This window comes from Aeromonas sp. 19NY04SH05-1 (genome assembly GCF_040581895.1).
GTDB lineage: Bacteria > Pseudomonadota > Gammaproteobacteria > Enterobacterales > Aeromonadaceae > Aeromonas > Aeromonas enteropelogenes.
Genome location: NZ_CP095328.1, coordinates 4,428,229 through 4,444,150 on the forward strand (window position 1 = coordinate 4,428,229; position 15,922 = coordinate 4,444,150).

At 59.8% G+C, this 15,922-nt stretch carries 16 protein-coding genes and 1 tRNA gene; 4 read left to right on the forward strand and 13 right to left on the reverse strand.

Annotated features, from left to right (window positions below; genetic code table 11):
• Window positions 1–42: 42 nt before the first annotated feature.
• A complete protein-coding gene (locus MRK42_RS20480) occupies window positions 43–693 on the reverse strand; it encodes a chromophore lyase CpcT/CpeT (protein WP_354688618.1) in 651 nt (216 codons plus the stop codon).
• A gap of 306 nt (window positions 694–999) precedes the next feature.
• On the opposite strand from MRK42_RS20480, the gene rraA reads away from it, so the two are divergent.
• Window positions 1,000–1,485 carry a ribonuclease E activity regulator RraA gene (gene rraA / locus MRK42_RS20485; protein ID WP_026456861.1) on the forward strand — a complete coding sequence of 162 codons (486 nt, stop codon included), beginning with the start codon at window positions 1,000–1,002 and terminating at the stop codon, window positions 1,483–1,485.
• A 272-nt stretch (window positions 1,486–1,757) separates the two neighbouring features.
• On the opposite strand, the gene MRK42_RS20490 is transcribed toward rraA, so the two are convergent.
• The 3 genes from MRK42_RS20490 to MRK42_RS20500 all read right to left on the reverse strand — a co-directional run bounded on the left by MRK42_RS20490 (window position 1,758) and on the right by MRK42_RS20500 (window position 4,252).
• Window positions 1,758–2,432 carry a 7-cyano-7-deazaguanine/7-aminomethyl-7-deazaguanine transporter gene (locus tag MRK42_RS20490; RefSeq protein ID WP_042027298.1) on the reverse strand — a complete coding sequence of 225 codons (675 nt, stop codon included), beginning with the start codon at window positions 2,430–2,432 and terminating at the stop codon, window positions 1,758–1,760.
• A 94-nt stretch (window positions 2,433–2,526) separates the two neighbouring features.
• On the reverse strand, window positions 2,527–2,814 hold the full coding sequence (locus tag MRK42_RS20495; protein WP_042070595.1) for a DUF3630 family protein: 288 nt from the start codon (window positions 2,812–2,814) through the stop codon (window positions 2,527–2,529).
• A 10-nt stretch (window positions 2,815–2,824) separates the two neighbouring features.
• Window positions 2,825–4,252, reverse strand: a complete 1,428-nt coding sequence (locus MRK42_RS20500; protein WP_354688619.1) for a protein adenylyltransferase SelO — start codon at window positions 4,250–4,252, stop codon at window positions 2,825–2,827.
• 103 nt (window positions 4,253–4,355) lie between these two features.
• Here MRK42_RS20500 and MRK42_RS20505 point away from each other — a divergent pair, with 103 nt between their 5' ends.
• On the forward strand, window positions 4,356–4,658 hold the full coding sequence (locus MRK42_RS20505) for a c-type cytochrome (RefSeq protein WP_026456858.1): 303 nt from the start codon (window positions 4,356–4,358) through the stop codon (window positions 4,656–4,658).
• Between the two features lie 91 nt (window positions 4,659–4,749).
• On the opposite strand, the gene recQ is transcribed toward MRK42_RS20505, so the two are convergent.
• On the reverse strand, window positions 4,750–6,585 hold the full coding sequence (recQ, locus tag MRK42_RS20510) for an ATP-dependent DNA helicase RecQ (RefSeq protein ID WP_201982617.1): 1,836 nt from the start codon (window positions 6,583–6,585) through the stop codon (window positions 4,750–4,752).
• Window positions 6,586–6,717: 132 nt separating this feature from the next.
• On the opposite strand from recQ, the gene MRK42_RS20515 reads away from it, so the two are divergent.
• Both MRK42_RS20515 and MRK42_RS20520 read left to right on the forward strand, forming a co-directional pair.
• On the forward strand, window positions 6,718–7,182 hold the full coding sequence (locus tag MRK42_RS20515; protein ID WP_354688620.1) for a thioesterase family protein: 465 nt from the start codon (window positions 6,718–6,720) through the stop codon (window positions 7,180–7,182).
• Window positions 7,183–7,306: 124 nt separating this feature from the next.
• The gene (locus MRK42_RS20520) at window positions 7,307–7,834 is read left to right on the forward strand and encodes a hypothetical protein (protein ID WP_026457638.1); all 528 of its coding nucleotides are present in this window, start codon (window positions 7,307–7,309) and stop codon (window positions 7,832–7,834) included.
• 358 nt (window positions 7,835–8,192) lie between these two features.
• Here MRK42_RS20520 and MRK42_RS20525 read toward each other — a convergent pair.
• The 8 genes from MRK42_RS20525 to MRK42_RS20560 form a co-directional block, all read right to left on the reverse strand.
• Window positions 8,193–8,269 (reverse strand) — tRNA-Pro (locus MRK42_RS20525).
• Window positions 8,270–8,423: 154 nt separating this feature from the next.
• Entirely contained in the window at window positions 8,424–9,128 is a 705-nt protein-coding gene (locus tag MRK42_RS20530; protein ID WP_354688621.1) for an MOSC domain-containing protein, read from the reverse strand.
• 45 nt (window positions 9,129–9,173) lie between these two features.
• A complete protein-coding gene (locus MRK42_RS20535) occupies window positions 9,174–10,016 on the reverse strand; it encodes an ABC transporter permease subunit (protein ID WP_026457636.1) in 843 nt (280 codons plus the stop codon).
• Window positions 10,013–10,918: an ABC transporter permease subunit gene (locus MRK42_RS20540; protein ID WP_042027291.1), complete on the reverse strand. Its 906-nt coding sequence runs from the start codon at window positions 10,916–10,918 to the stop codon at window positions 10,013–10,015. The genes MRK42_RS20535 and MRK42_RS20540 overlap by 4 nt, the downstream gene beginning before the upstream one ends.
• Entirely contained in the window at window positions 10,915–12,069 is a 1,155-nt protein-coding gene (potA, locus tag MRK42_RS20545) for a polyamine ABC transporter ATP-binding protein (RefSeq protein ID WP_354688622.1), read from the reverse strand. The genes MRK42_RS20540 and potA overlap by 4 nt, the downstream gene beginning before the upstream one ends.
• Window positions 12,070–12,147: 78 nt before the next feature.
• The gene (locus MRK42_RS20550) at window positions 12,148–13,233 is read right to left on the reverse strand and encodes a polyamine ABC transporter substrate-binding protein (RefSeq protein WP_026457328.1); all 1,086 of its coding nucleotides are present in this window, start codon (window positions 13,231–13,233) and stop codon (window positions 12,148–12,150) included.
• 119 nt (window positions 13,234–13,352) lie between these two features.
• Window positions 13,353–14,450: a polyamine ABC transporter substrate-binding protein gene (locus MRK42_RS20555; RefSeq protein ID WP_082043388.1), complete on the reverse strand. Its 1,098-nt coding sequence runs from the start codon at window positions 14,448–14,450 to the stop codon at window positions 13,353–13,355.
• 53 nt (window positions 14,451–14,503) lie between these two features.
• Window positions 14,504–15,865, reverse strand: coding sequence for an aspartate aminotransferase family protein (locus tag MRK42_RS20560; protein WP_061477058.1), 1,362 nt, complete (start codon window positions 15,863–15,865; stop codon window positions 14,504–14,506).
• Between the last annotated feature and the right edge of the window lie 57 nt (window positions 15,866–15,922).

Consider the following 15,922-nt stretch of genomic DNA (forward strand, 5'->3'; position numbering starts at 1 on the left):
GCGCCTTTTTTACATCCCAAATTCACCCACCAGATAACCGGATCATTGTCCGCGTTCTTCGCTTCGGCGCAGATAGACGTATCCCTCTCCCGGGCTGCCCCAGCGCGCCTTGCCTTTCAGATCATATGCCCGATCCAGCAGCCTGACGCTGTTCGGCCCAATCCAGATATGCTGCACCAGGGTCGCGGCCCCACCAAAGTTGGTGGCGCAGTGCCCGACCCGGGTATGGCCGGCATATTCGCCGGCGGAGGTGCGTGCCAGCCAGATCTCGCACCCCTGGCGTAAAGAGAGCTGTTGCGGAGTCAGAGAATCGAGCAAGGCAGGGTTGTGCCAGGCGCCGGCAAAATCGGTCGCCATCGGCATGGTCAGCTCGGCCATCAGGATGCGTCCGTCGGGCGAGGGCGAGAAGCGGTAGATGCGCTGGCGAAAAGGACGCACCGCACGCTGGGTCAGATATTGCTCGGCATATACCCAGCGATAGCCCTGGCGGCCGCGCCAGATCTCCATCAGCCGCAGCTCGGCGCTGGTAAAGCGACTATCATAGCTGGCCTGCTCCTTGCTCGAGAACTCTCCGCTGAACCAGGAGAGCAAGGGCTCCATGCTCGACGTGGGCGAACCATTCCCGGGGGATGTTCCTGCCAACGCCAGACAGGAGCAGAGCAGCCCGAGCACGGCCGCCAGCAATTTTGCCATCGAATCCTTCCGAATCATCATAGTGGCGGCGATTATATGAGCGAATCCCGTCAATAACAGCCATCAGGATCAAATCCTGGCCACTCTGGGGCAAAAACCTTGTGGGAAGAGACATACGGAGATGATGAAAATTCCCTTCCTCGCCAATCTTGACCGACCAGACAAGAAAGCGACACCGGCTGGCAACATGGTGCAGGTGCTGGCACAAAAGCGGGAGCGTGCCGACCTGTTCAAGGAATATTCATTGAAATGCCGGGCTCACTCCTTATACTGGATCCACCTGTTTCCGGCGGTGGATTTGACACAATGGAATACAACACTTCAGAACTGTGCGACATCTATCAGGATATGGTGGATGTGCTCGAACCCATGCTCTGCTCCTTCGGCGGCCGCGCCTCTTTCGGCGGCGTCATCACCACGGTCAAATGCTTCGAATCGAACGGCCTGATCCGTGAAATCGTCAAGGAGAACGGCGTTGGCCGCGTGTTGCTGATCGATGGCGGCGGCTCCATGCGCCGCGCCCTGATAGACAGCGAGATCGCCACCACGGCTGCCGAGAACGAATGGGAAGGGATCGTCTGCTACGGCTGCGTGCGCGAAGTCGACATCCTGGAAGATCTGGATATCGGCATTCAGGCACTGGCGGCCATTCCCGTGGGTGCCGACAGCAAGGACGTTGGTGAAACCGATCTGCCGGTCAACTTTGGTGGTGTCACCTTCCTGCCGGATGACCATCTCTACGCGGATACGACTGGGGTGATCCTCTCCCCCGAGGCGCTCGATATCGAGTAAGCCGCAACCAGAGTGACAACGGGAGCCAAGGCTCCCGTTTTTTATGGCCGCTTTCCGCCAGACGCAGACAAAAAAAGAGGGCCAGTAAAAACTGGCCCTTTAACTGGAAGCAATGTGAGCAATGTCGTGCCTTCACAAGAAGTCCATCACGTTGGAACAAATGAAGTCTTTCCCGGAAAACAAGTTAACAATAATCATTCTCATTTAACTGTGCAACCCTTATTTGCCAAAAAAGCAAAAAAATTGACCACCGCTAAGGGTGGTCAATTTCGTCAGGCTTGTCGTGTGGCCGTCTGCAGGCTGGCCAATCCAGCCTCGCCCACCAGCTTGCGGCTGAGGTAACGCAGCAATACACCATAGAGCGGAACGAACAACCCCAAGCTTATCAGCAGCTTGAATACATAGTCCACGGTCGCGATCTCGACCCAGTGTTCAGCCATGAAGGGGTCCGTGCTGCGCCAGAAGGCGATGCTGAAGAAAGTGATAGTATCCACCAGATTGCCAAACAGGGTGGAGGCAGCCGGCGCAATCCACCAGTGCTTGAGCAGCCGCAACCGGTTGAACACCACCACGTCCATGAACTGCCCCACCAGATAGGCCATAAAGCTGGCCAGGGCGATGCGTGCCACAAACAGGTTGAACTCGGCCAGATGGCTGACCCCCTGGAAGCTCCCTTCAAAGAAGAGCACCGAGAGCACATAGGAGATAGCCAGAGCGGGCAACATCACGGTCTGGATGATCTTGCGCGCCAAGCCGGCACCGAAGATCCGCACCGTCAGATCGGTAGCCAAAAAGATAAACGGGAAACTGAACGCACCCCAGGTAGTGTGAAAGCCGAAGATGGTGATCGGCAGCTGAACCAGATAGTTGCTGCTGGCAATGATCAGGATGTGGAACAACGAGAGACGCACCAGCGCCGTCTGGTGCTGAGCAGGGGTCAGATTCATATTGTGACCTTTTTGGTTAATGGGGTTAGGGAACCCATACCGCCACCATTGGCGATAATTGAGGGGCGGCATTATACCGCCCCCTATCGATAGTTCAATCTTTATGCTGTTCAGCAAGCCAGAACAGCACCTCCTGATCGGCCGGGTGAACCGCGGTCAGCCAGCAACCGCTGTAGTGTTCATACTCGAGTCGCAGCCGGCTGCCTTCAAATTCCAGCAGCCAGCTGTGGCGGTCTGCCCCCCATTCCCGTTCGATCACAACCAGCTCCCACGCGGCCAGCAACAACTCGGCACGGGCGGGAAAGTTGTCCCACTCAAGCCCATCACACGCCAGCATCACCACGCCGGCGTCCGTATCTGTCTGTGTAATTCGCCAGTTCATTCCTTGCCTCTCAACTGCTGCACGACAGCTCGCCACCGCAATACCAAGCGACAACCGGCGTGGCGAGCTCCTCATATTCAGGCTGTTCATCAAAGGGGTTTTGCAAGACTGCAAACAGCCGCTCAAACGGCATCATATCCCCTCGCTCTGCAGCCTCGATCACCTGCTGGGCCAAGGCATTGCGTAGCACATATTTCGGATTGACCGCATCCATCTTCGTCTTGCGAACAGCGTCCTCGCTCCCCTCCCGGGCTAGGCGCTCACGATAGTCCGTCAACCACCCCTGCCAGGCGGCAGGATCCGGCAACAAGGCCAGCAGGGAGGCGGGCCACTCCCCCTGTCGGGTCAGTTCGCCCAGCCGACGTAGGAACAGGTGGTAGTCCACCTTGTGTGCCGCCAGCAGTCGGAACAGCTCGCGAAACAACGCCGGATCATCGTCCTCCCACACCACCAGCCCAAGCTTGGCCCGCATCAGCTCGGAGTAGTGCAGCATCAACTGGTGTTCATACTGGGCCAGGGCCGACGCCAGGGCGTCTCCCTCGACATGACCCGCCAGCGCCTGGGCCAGCTTTTGCAGGTTCCAGTAGCCGACCGCCGGCTGCTGATCCAGTGCATAGCGGCCGCCCGGATCCGAGTGGTTGCAGACAAAATCCGGCACATAGGCATCGATGAAGCCGTAGGGGCCGTAATCCAGGGTCAGGCCGAGCAGCGACATATTGTCGGTGTTGAGCACCCCGTGGCAGAACCCCGCAGCCTGCCACTTGGCGATGAGCCGCGCGGTGCGGCGCACCACCTCGGCAAACAGCTCTGCTCCGTCGCTCAGCTCGGGGAAGTGGTGGCGAAGGAGATAATCGATCAGCAAGGGGATCTTCTCCCCCTGCCCGCTCCAGGCGAAATACTCGATGTGGCCGAAGCGCAGGTGGCTCGGGGCGGTACGCAGCACGGTCGCCCCCGTCTCCACCTGTTCCCGGTAAACGGGCTCCTGACTGCCCACCAGCACCAGCGCCCGGGTAGTCGGGATGCCGAGAGCATGAAGCGCCTCGGAGGCCAGATACTCGCGAATGCTGGAGCGCAGCACGGCACGACCATCGCCAAAGCGGGAGAAGGGTGTCTTGCCCGCCCCTTTCAGATGCAGATCCCAGCGCTGGCCATCCGGCGCCAGTTGTTCTCCCAACAACAGTGCCCGTCCGTCACCAAGGCGCGGGCTGTAACCGCCGAACTGGTGGCCGGCATAGACCTGGGCGACCGGCTGCATACCGGGCTGGGGCTGACCCAGGCCGCAGCAAGCCAGCCAGTCTGCCTCGCTCACCTCGTCCAGTCCCAGTTCACCAAGCAGCGAACGGTTGAGGTGCAGCAGTCTTGCATCCTGCAGTGGCTGGGGCGCCACGGGCTCGCAGGCCCAGGGCAGTTCGGTGGCAAAAGTGTTGATCAACTTCATGGTGATGCGGGTCGTCCCTGCGTATGCTCGTGTCACTCTTTATACCGCCCCCGGCCATTTCCGGCTAACAGGCGATCGCGTATTTCATATCAAGGAGAAGAAGATGCAGAAATGGGTGTATGCCCTGCCTTTGCTGGCTCTGGCCTGGGGACACAACGCCAGGGCGGCGGATATCGAGGCTGGCAAGGCCAAGGCTGCGGTGTGCGCCGCCTGCCACGGCGTCGCAGGCAAGGCGAGCGTGCCGGTTTATCCTCACCTGGCGGGCCAACAGGAGGCCTATCTGTTGAAACAGCTGAAAGCCTTCAAGGATGGCAGTCGCAAGGAGCCACTGATGGTTCCCTTCATGGCCCCGCTCAGCGAGGCGGACATGGAAAACCTGGCGGCCTATTACGCCAGCCTGAAATAATTCACGGCGTCCGGATAATGGGCGCCTTCCCCCTGATGTGCCCCCTCCCGGCCTGAGTCTGCCGCAGTCGATGATGCTTCGCTAATCAACCCTAGCGCCGGCAGTAGTCGATTATCAGGTCCATAAAGGCTTCACCGAAGCGCTCCAGCTTACGATGGCCGACGCCGTTGATCGCCAGCATTTCGTCTTCCGTCATCGGCATGAGCTGTGCCATCTCCACCAGGGTCGCATCGTTGAACACCACGTAGGGCGGCACCTCTTCATCCTCGGCGATCTGTTTGCGCAGGGCGCGCAGCTCCTTGAACAGCCGCTTGTCGTAGTTGGCGTTGTCGAGCAGGCCGTTGCGCTTCTCCTTGCGACTGGAGATGGGCTGCAGGCGGGGTACCGCCAGTTCCAGCTTCACCTCGCCGCGCAGCACGGGGCGGGCCGCCTCGGTCAGCTGCAACACCAGGTTGCGGGTGATGTTCTGGGTCAGCAGGCCTTTGTGGATCAGCTGGCGGATCACGCTCATCCAGTACTCGTGGCTCTGATCCTTGCCGATGCCGTAGGTCGAGAGCTTGTCGTGGCCGTGATCCTTGATGCGCTGATTGAGCGAGCCGCGAAGCACCTCCACCACATAGCCTACCCCGAAGTTCTGGCCCACCCGCCAGACGCAGGAGAGTGCCTTCTGGGCGTCTTCGGTGCCGTCATAGCTCTTGGGCGGATCGAGGCAGATGTCGCAGTTGCCGCACGGCTTGTCGTTGTACTCACCGAAGTAGTTGAGCAGCACCTGGCGCCGGCAGGTCTGCGCCTCGGCAAAGGCCGCCATCACGTTGAGCTTGTACTGCTCCACCTGCAGCTGCTGGGGGTTTTCGATGTTGTCGAGCAGGCGGCGCACCCGGCCGATGTCGGCGGGATCGTAGAGCAGCAGCGCCTCGGCGGGGGTGCCATCGCGGCCGGCACGGCCGGTCTCCTGATAGTAGGATTCGATGTTCTTGGGGATGTCGTAGTGCACCACGAAGCGCACGTTTGGCTTGTCAATGCCCATGCCGAACGCCACTGTCGCCACCACTATCTCGATGTCATCCTTGAGGAAGGCCTCCTGGGTCTGCTGGCGCAGCTCGAGTGGCAGGCCGGCATGATAGGGAGCTGCCTTGCAGCCGTGACGGGAGAGCCGCTCGGCCACCTCCTCCACCCGGTTGCGGCTGGAGCAGTAGACTATGCCGCAGTTGCCCTTCTGGCTCTGCACGTAGCGCAGCAGCTGCTCGGCCGCCTTGAACTTCTCCACCAGACTGTAGCGGATGTTGGGCCGGTCGAAGCTGGCGGTGTGGATAAAGGGATCGTTGAGCTCCAGCCGGTGCAACATGTCGCTACGGGTCGCCTCGTCGGCAGTGGCGGTCAGCGCCACCACGGGCACCTGGGGAAACCACTGCTTGAGCCGCCCGAGCGCCGCATATTCCGGCCGAAAATCGTGCCCCCACTGGGAGACGCAATGGGCCTCGTCGATGGCGAACAGACCGAGCGGCAGTTCGGCCAGCCGGTCCATGAACTCGTGCTGCAGCAAGCGCTCTGGGGAAACATAAACCAGTTTGATCTCGCCGCGGCGCATGGCGGCAAAGTTCTGGATCATCTCCTCCCGGCTCAGGGCCGAGTTGATGTAGGCCGCCGCCACGCCGTTGGCACGCAGGGTGTCGACCTGATCCTTCATCAACGAGATGAGGGGTGAGACCACCACCCCGAGCCCCGGTCGCAGCAGCGCCGGGATCTGGTAGCAGAGCGATTTGCCGCCGCCGGTGGGCTTGAGCACCAGGGCATCGCGCCCCGCCACTATCTGCTCGATGATCTCGAGCTGGCCCGGCCGAAATTGCTGATAGCCGAAGACCGCTTGCAGCAGGGCTAGCGGTGTCTCTGGCTGAGGGTCAGGCAGGGTTTCGGCAATCGCGGTCATGGGCTCTCCTTTGGGGTCGCCATTCTAAAGCAGCCGCCGCCCACAATAAACCTGCCATTGCGACTGTTAAGGAAGTGTTGCAGACTGGCTGGAGTTTTTACTCGGCTTTGCTGACAGGGATCGGGATCAAGGATGAAACAGATGCTCAAGAAGATGGCGCTCAGTGGCATTGCCAACCTGTTTGCCGAGAAGATGCCGTTCAACAAGCTGATCGGCATGCAGGTGACCCACTACGACTTCAACAAGGTGGAGCTGCGCATCAAGATGGAGGAGAAGCTCATCGGCAACCCCTTCCACAACATCCTGCACGGCGGCGTCACCGCCAGCCTGCTCGACGTGGCCGGCGGCATGATAGTCGCCGCCTCCTGCATCGACGAGCTGGAGGATTTCTCCCCCAGCTACCTCAAGGAGCGCTTCTCCCGCCTCGGCACCATCGATCTGCGGGTGGACTATCTGCGCCCGGGCCGGGGCAACGAGTTCATCGCCACCGCCCACATCATCCGCGCTGGCAGCAAGGTCGCCGTTGCCCGCATGGAGCTGCACAACGAGGAGGGGACCCATATCGCCTTCGGAACCGGTACCTATCTGGTTGGATGAGCCCGCTTAATGCATAAAAACCACTCTGTTAATCCACTTTTAATCATTAGATTCCTTACCCCCTCCGCCCGATAAAGAGCCATACTGAGATTCGGGATTGTTTGCAGAGGGAGGATTGCAGGCGATGAGTGCGAAACTGGCGACCACACCATCCAGAGCCTTGTTGATGCGTATCGAGTCCATGCTCGACGAGGTACAGACACCCGAGTGTCGTCACTGGCTGGAACAGGAGCTTGAGGGCTATGCGCTCTCCTCGCCCCTGCCCTGGTATCGCATCGTTCCCTGCCGGCAACGCGGTCACTTTTTGGATCTGAAGACGGGAAAATATTTGACCTGTCATATCAACAGTCAAACGCTATGCCAACGCGATCTGGCCCAAATTCAGTTCATCTATGCCCGTGAACCCGCCGCCCACTATTTGCTGCAACGCAATTCCGGTATTGAGCCCTGGCCAGAACAGCTGCTGGAAGATTATCAGGAGCAGCTGATCCCCGGCCATCTATGCCTGCAAGCCTGGCATGAGCCCGTGATTTCATTACGTGCACAACTGATGGAGGGAATCGAACATTTCATTAGTGAGTACCCCAAGCACGCGGCCTTGCAACCTCAGCACAGCTTCAAGGCATTGCGGCATCAGCACTGGCATATCTGAGTAAGCGCCTGGCGCGCAAGGAGGGCACTATAGACAAGACCCATAGCGAGATTACCACAATCTGAGAGTGCCGGAGTCAGGATCAGACTCCACCCATGGGCCACCGGGTGGTGGCCCTTTTCATGCCTGCAGCAATCCCCCCTGCCACTCAGCACTCGCCCACTTCTTGTGATCACAAAATACTGTCACGACTCAGCCATCATCGGCAGTGCTCGGCCCGGAAATGCCTCAGATATTCCGGATGCGGAACTAGATGGCCCAAGCTACGTCAGGAAAGAGAAGTGCCGGCTGGCAGAGAGAAGAAAAGGGGGAGAGTAGAAATGCGAAAAGGCCGCTCATTGAGCGGCCTTTTCAAATGTGGTCGGTGTGAGAGGATTCGAACCTCCGACCCCTTCGTCCCGAACGAAGTGCGCTACCAAGCTGCGCTACACACCGATGTCTGCGGGACGGGAATTTACCGAAAGCCCCGACCCGACACAAGCCTTTTTTGCATTAAAAGGGAAAAAAAGTGCTGCTCGCTCAACTATTCAGCGTTTTACGCGCGTGTTTACCGGAATGCAGCCAAGTAGTGACATTCCGGCAACCGGGCTCAAGGCAACTGCAGCGATTCGGGCCCCAGTAAACGGAGTCGCCAGTCAGCCACCATCCCGTGCTCCAGCCAGCTGGCCGCATTCTGACGCCAGTTGGGCGACAGTGCCGGGTTCTCCAGCAACAGCAGTAGATCGGCTTCGTTGCGGACCTGATTGAGCAGGATATCGGCGGTGCGCTTCACCGTCAGCTCTGGATAGGGCCTGTCCACCAGCTCCAGAGTCTGATCCGGTGCGACCATGCCCTCCTCCAGCACCCGCAGCAACCAGCCACAGCGACCACTGAGCTGCATCACCTGGGACATCTGACCGTAACCAAAGCGCTGGTTGAGTTTGAAACAGGGCGATCTGGGCTGGCTTATCTGGATCAGCGCCTCGCCGAGTCGATAGACATCGCCGATGCAGGCCTGTGCTTCGGTCAGCCCGACACCGGAGAGGTTCTCGCCAAAGGCGGCGGGTTGCCATGGCGTTTTGGGTGCAGGCAAGCCCAGCGCGGTTTGCCAGGTCTGCCACCAGGGGTAGTGATCGGCGGGATAGTAGTGCAGCGCCCGATCCGGGCCGCCATGATGACGTTGATCGCTTTGCTCATCCCCCTCCAGTCCGAACTGACCGCAAAACAGCGGCGCCGTGGCGGGGTGTTTGTGGATGGCTGTCGTGAGACCGGGCACCAGTTCGGCGCCACGGCCAGTAAAGAGAGAGATCCGCATACTCATCCTCCGAATTGACGAGAGTAGGCGGATCTTAACACGAGGTCAGGCGACAGCCTGCATCTGGGCTGTCATGGCGATCTCGGCGCGGCGGCGTTTCTCCGCCTTGGCCATCAGATACCAGCTGCCAAAGGTGAACAGGGATACCGACAGCAGGATCAGGCTGGCCACCGCATTGATCTCGGGTTTCACGCCGAGACGCACCGCCGAGAAGACCTCCATCGGCAACGTGGTCGAGCCCGGGCCGGAGACAAAGCTCGCCAGCACCAGGTCATCCAGCGACAGGGCAAACGACATCATGCCGCCCGCCGCCAGCGAGGGGGCGATCATCGGGATGGTGATCAGGAAGAACACCTTCCAGGGCTTGGCCCCCAGATCCATGGCCGCCTCCTCGATGGAGAGATCCAGTTCCCGCAACCTGGCCGACACCACAATCGCCACATAGGCGGTACAGAAGGTGGTGTGGGCAATCCAGATGGTCACCATGCCCCGCTCGGCGGGCCAGCCCACCAGCTGGGCCATGGCCACGAACAACAGCAGCAGGGAGAGACCGGTGATCACCTCGGGCATCACCAACGGTGCCGTCACCATGCCGCCGAACATGGTCCGGCCGCGGAAGTGAGGGATCCGGGTCAGCACAAAGGCCGCCACCGTCCCCAGTGCCACCGCCGCAATCGCGGTGTAGAAGGCGATCTCCAGCGAGCGCAGCACTGAGCCTATCAGCTGCTTGTTGTCCAGCAGGCCGAAGTACCACTTGAGCGACCAGCCACCCCATACGGTCACCAGCTTGGAGGCGTTGAAGGAGTAGATCACCATGATGACCATGGGCAGGTAGATGAACAGCAGCCCCAGCCACAGCATCAATTTGGCAAAACCGAAGCGCTTCATGCTTTACCCTCCAGCTCTTTGGCCTGGTTGCGGTTGAACAGAATGATGGGGACGATCAGCACCGCCAGCATCACCACCGCCAGGGCAGAGGCCACCGGCCAGTCGCGGTTGTTGAAGAACTCCTGCCACAGCACTTTACCAATCATCAAAGTCTCGGGGCCGCCCAGCAGTTCCGGAATCACGAACTCGCCCACCACAGGGATGAACACCAGCATGCAGCCGGCGATGATGCCGTTCTTGGAGAGCGGTACCGTGATCTGCCAGAAACGGGTGAGGTTGCGGGCACCGAGATCGGAAGCCGCCTCCAGCAGGCTCTGGTCATGCTTGACCAGGTTGGCATAGAGCGGCAGCACCATGAACGGCAGGTAGGAGTAAACGATGCCGATGTAGACCGCCAGGTTGGTGTTGAGGATCTGCAGCGGCTCGTCGATGAGGCCTATCCCCATCAGCAGGCTGTTGAGCAGGCCATTGTTGCTGAGGATGCCCATCCAGGCGTAGACCCGGATCAGGATCGCGGTCCAGGTCGGCATCATGATGAGCAGCAGCAGAACGGTCTGGGTCTCCTTGTTGGCCCGGGCGATGGCATAGGCCATCGGGTAGCCGATGAGCAGACAGAGCAGGGTGCTGATGAAGGCCATCTTGAGGGAGCCGAGATAGGCCGCGATATAGAGCTCATCTTCCCGCAACAACAGGTAGTTGCCCATGTTGAGCAGTATGGTGAGCTGGTTGTCGGCCCAGCTCACCACATCGGTGTAAGGCGGGATCGCCACATCTGCTTCGGCGAAGCTTATCTTCACTACGATGATGAAGGGCAGCAGGAAGAACAGGAACAGCCAGAAGAACGGGATGCCGATCACCAACTGGCGCCCGCCCAATATCTTCAGTCGTTTCAATGCATTCATGATTGCAGCACCACGCCGCTGTCATCTTCCCAGTAGAGGAACACCTGGTCATCCCAGGTCGGCCGCTTGCCGTGGCGTTCGGCGTTGGCGATGAAAGCCTGAACGATCTTGCCCGAGGGCAGCTGAATGTAATAGACGGAGTGGCCGCCCAGATAGGCGATGTCATAGACCTCGCCCTTGGTCCAGTTGAAATCAGGGTGCTCGATCTCGACCGGTTTTTGCAGGCTCATCAGCAGCTTCTCCGGCCGCAGGGCATAGGTCACCTTCTTGTTTTCGGCGCGGGAGCTGATACCGTGGCCCACATAGATGGGCTGCTCCAGATCCGCACAGGCGATGGTGGCGTGGTCCTGCTCATCCTCCACCAGCATGCCGTCAAACAGGTTGACGTTGCCGATGAACTCGCACACCAGCCGGCTGGCCGGGGTCTCGTAGATGTCCATCGGGCTGCCGATCTGCTCGATGCAACCGAGATGCATGATGGCGATCCGCTCGGCCATGGTCATGGCCTCTTCCTGATCGTGGGTCACCATGACACAGGTCACGCCGACCCGTTCGATGATCTCAACCAGCTCCAGCTGCATCTGTGAACGCAGCTTCTTGTCCAGTGCCCCCATGGGTTCGTCCAGCAGCAGCAGCTTGGGGCGCTTGGCCAGGGAGCGAGCCAGGGCCACCCGCTGCCGCTGACCACCGGAGAGCTGGTGCGGCTTGCGGCGGGCATACTGGGTCATCTGCACCAGCTTGAGCATCTCCTCCACCCGGGCATCGATCTCGGCCTTGGGCAGGCCATCCTGCTTGAGGCCGAAGGCGATGTTCTGCGCCACCGTCATGTGGGGGAACAGGGCATAGGACTGGAACATCATGTTGATGGGGCGCTCGTAGGGCGGCATGTCGGTGATGTCGACCCCGTCGAGGAACAGGCGTCCCTCGGTGGGGCGCTCGAACCCGGCCAGCATCCGCAACAGGGTGGATTTACCCGAACCGGACCCACCGAGCAGGGCGAAGATTTCGCCCTTGTGGATGTTGAGCGACACATTGTCGACCGCCAGCGTTTCATCGAACTGCTTGCTGACCCGATCGATCTTGACCAGCACTTCTTTGCGCTGCTGACTGCCCTCGAGGGCTTTCTTGTAGGCACTGGAGGCTATCGCCATTACCAAACTCCCAAGCGTGACACCGACCAGAGGGTCGATTCATAAAAGCGATCTGGCGCCCCAGAGCGGGCACCAAGGTTAGGTTCCGGACTTGATCTTCGTCCAACTCCGGGTCATTTGGCGCTGTACCGCACGTGGATGTGCCTCCTGCACAAACAGATGCTCCAGCACCGCTTGAGGCGGGTAGACCCGCTCATCCTTGCGCACCTCCTCATCCATGAACTCTCCGGCCTTGGCGTTGGGGTTCGCATAGCCCACATAGTTGCTGATCTTGGCGATCACCTCGGGCCGCAGGACATAGTTGATGAGGGCGTGGGCTTCTTTGACATTGTGGGCATCCGCCGGGATGGCCATCATGTCGAACCAGAGGTTGGCTCCCTCCTTCGGAATGCTGTAGGCAATATTCACCCCTTTGCCCGCTTCCTCGGCTCTCGCCGCCGCCTGCAGGATGTCGCCGGAGAAACCGGCCGCCACGCAGATGTCGCCATTGGCCAGATCGCCGATGTACTTGGAGGAGTGGAAGTAGGCCACATAGGGTCGTACCTTCAACAGCTGGGCCTCGGCTTTCTTGATGTCGGCCGGTTCGTGACTGTTGGGATCGAGTCCGAGGTAGTTGAGGACGGCGGGGATCATCTCGTCGGCGGAGTCGAGAAAGGCGACGCCGCAACGGGAGAGTTTTGCCATGTTTTCCGGTTCAAAGATGGTGGCCCAGGAGTCAATCTTGTCGACCCCCAGTACCGCCTTGATCTTGTCGACGTTGTAGCCGATGCCATTGGTTCCCCACAGATAGGGCACCGCGTATTGCTGACCCGGATCCACCTTGTCGAGCTGGCTGAGCAGCACGGGGTCCAGGTTGGCCAGATTGGGCAGCTGGGATTTGTCCAGTTTCTGGAACGCCCCCGCCTGGATCTGCTTGGCCAGGAAATTGTTGGAGGGCACCACCAGGTCGTACCCGGTCCGTCCCGTCAGCAGTTTGCCCTCAAGGGTCTCGTTGGAGTCAAACACGTCATAGACGGTCTTGATCCCGGTCGCCTGCTGGAAATCGCTGAGGGTCGTCTCGCCGATATAATCGGACCAGTTGTAAAAGTGCACCACAGGGGCTGCCTGGGCCACATTCGCCAGCCCCATGGTCAGGGCAAGGGTGATCAACTTGGTAGTATGCACTGTGTCAGTTCTCCTGTTTTGTGGTATTCCGGCTGCACATCCCTTCGCGCGGCCCATCCCGAAGGGATGGCATCACAATCCTCCCGGCCGAACTGCGGACCGGGAGGAGCACTCGTCACTTACTTGCCGGACTTGATCTTGGTCCAGCTGCGGGTCATGGTCCGCTGCACCTTGGCCGGCAGATCCGGGAAGGTGTAGATCTTCTGCAGGGTCGCCGCATCGGGGTAGACACCCGGATCGGTGCGGATCGCCTCATCCACCAGCGGAGTGGCAGCCTTATTGCCGTTCGGGGCCTGGATCTGGTTGGTGATGTTGGCGATCACCTCCGGCTTCATCAGGTAGTTGATGAAGGTATGGGCAGATTCGACGTTCTTGGCATCGGCCGGAATGGCGATCATGTCAAAGAAGCTGCCAGCGCCTTCCTTCGGAATGATGTAGGTCAGCGCGACACCATTTTTGGCCTCGGCAGCACGTGCTTTGGACTGTTGCAGGTCCATGGAGTAACCGACCGCCACACACAGGTTGCCGTTGGCCAGATCCGAAATGTACTTGGAGGAGTGGAAATAAGCGGTATAGGGGCGAATGGAGAGGAACAGCTCCTCGGCCTTCTTCAGCTCGGCCGGCTTCTGGCTATCCGGCTTGAAGCCCAGATATTGCAGGGCCGCAGGCAGCATTTCGGTCGGCGAGTCGAGGAAGGAGACGCCGCACTCCTTGAGTTTGGCCATGTTTTCCGGCTTGAACACCAGATCCCAGGAATCCACCGGGGCCTTGTCACCCAGTACGGCCTTCACCTTCTCGGGGTTGTAGGCAAAGCCGATGGTGCCCCACAGATAGGGGATGGAGTACTGGTTGCCCGGATCGCTAGGCTCGAGCGCCTTGAGCAGGTTGTCATCCAGATTTTGCCAGTTGGGGAGCTTGGACTTGTCCAGCTTCTGGAACACGCCCGCCCTGATCTGCTTGGCCAGGAAGGGGTTGGACGGCACCACGATATCGTAGCCAGACTTGCCTGCCAGCAACTTGGCTTCCAATACCTCGTTGCTGTCGAACACGTCATAGACCACCTTGATGCCCGTCTCCTTCTGGAAGTTATCCAGGGTATCCGAGGCGATGTAGTCGCTCCAGTTGTAGACGTGCAACACCTTCTCTTCAGCCATTGCTCCGGCGCTTGCCATGACCAACGCCACAGAGGCAGCGATCACTCCCGTTTTGAAAGACATCATCCTTGTCTCCTAAGCAAATTGTATGCGCATGCCAACCTGCCTGGCACCAGCTATCCCTTCAGCTTCGCAGCAGTCAGATCCAGACTGAGCCTTGCCAGTTTGACCAATTCATCAACCTGTTCCTCGGTGATGACCAAGGGGGGCGATATAATCATGGTATCGCCGACCGCCCTCATCACCAAGCCATTGTTAAAGCAGAATTCCCGACACGTCATTCCGGCATTTGCCTCGGCCGGAAAACGCTGGTTGGTCTGCTTGTCCCGGACAATTTCCAGCGCGGCCACCAGGCCTTTGCCGCGAGTTTCGCCCACCAGAGGATGGTCGGCCAGCTCGCTCCAGCGACGCTGCAAATAGGGGCCGATAGTATCATGCACTCGCTTAACTATGCTCTCGTTTTGCATAAGCTGGATGTTGGCTACCGCCACAGCGCAGGCCACCGGGTGACCCGAGTAGGTGAAGCCGTGGTTGAACTCACCCCCCTCCTCCACCAGCACCTTGGCGACCCGATCGCTCACCATCACGGCACCCAGCGGCAGATAGCCGGAGGTGATCCCCTTGGCCAGGCACATCAGATCCGGTTTGATGCCAAACCCTTCGCTGGCAAACCAGTGGCCGGTGCGACCAAACCCGCAGATCACTTCATCGGCGATGAGCAGGATGCCGTACTGATCGCAGATGCGCTGGATCTCGGGCCAGTAGCTGTCGGGCGGAATGATGACGCCGCCGGCCCCCTGGATCGGTTCGCCGATGAAGGCGGCCACCTTGTCCACCCCCAGCTCCAGGATCTTCTTCTCCAGCTGGCGGGCACGCTCCAGGCCGAACTCGTGGGCACTCATCCCCTGTCCCTCGCCGAAGTGGTAGGGCTGATCGATGTGCACTATGCCGGGGATGGGCAAGCCACCCTGGGCATGCATGCCCTTCATGCCGCCAAGGCTCGCCCCCGCCACGGTGGAGCCGTGATAGGCGTTGTGGCGGCTGATGATCACCTGCTTGTCGGGCTGCCCCTTGCTGGCCCAGTAGTGACGTACCATACGCAGCACGGTGTCGTTGCATTCGGAGCCCGAGCCGGTGAAGAAGACGTGATTGAGATGGGCCGGCGTCACCTCGGTCAGCAGAGTGGCCAGCTCGATCACCGGCGGGTGTGCAGTCTGGAAGAAGAGGTTGTAGTAGGGCAGCTGCTGCATCTGGCGGGTAGCGGCATCCACCAGCTCCTGGCGGCCATAACCCATGTTGACGCACCACAAACCCGCCATGCCGTCGAGGATGCGCTTGCCGTCGGAGTCCTCCAGATAGACGCCATCGGCCTTGGTGATGATGCGACTGCCCTTCTTGTTCAGGGCCTGAAAATCGGTAAAGGGGTGCAGGTGGTGGCTGGCATCCAGTTGCTGCCACTCACGGGTGGTGTGCTGCATTTCTTGCTCCTCGGTTCCTTCGACTCAAGCGCTTTGTTTCGTGAATCGAGAGGCTGC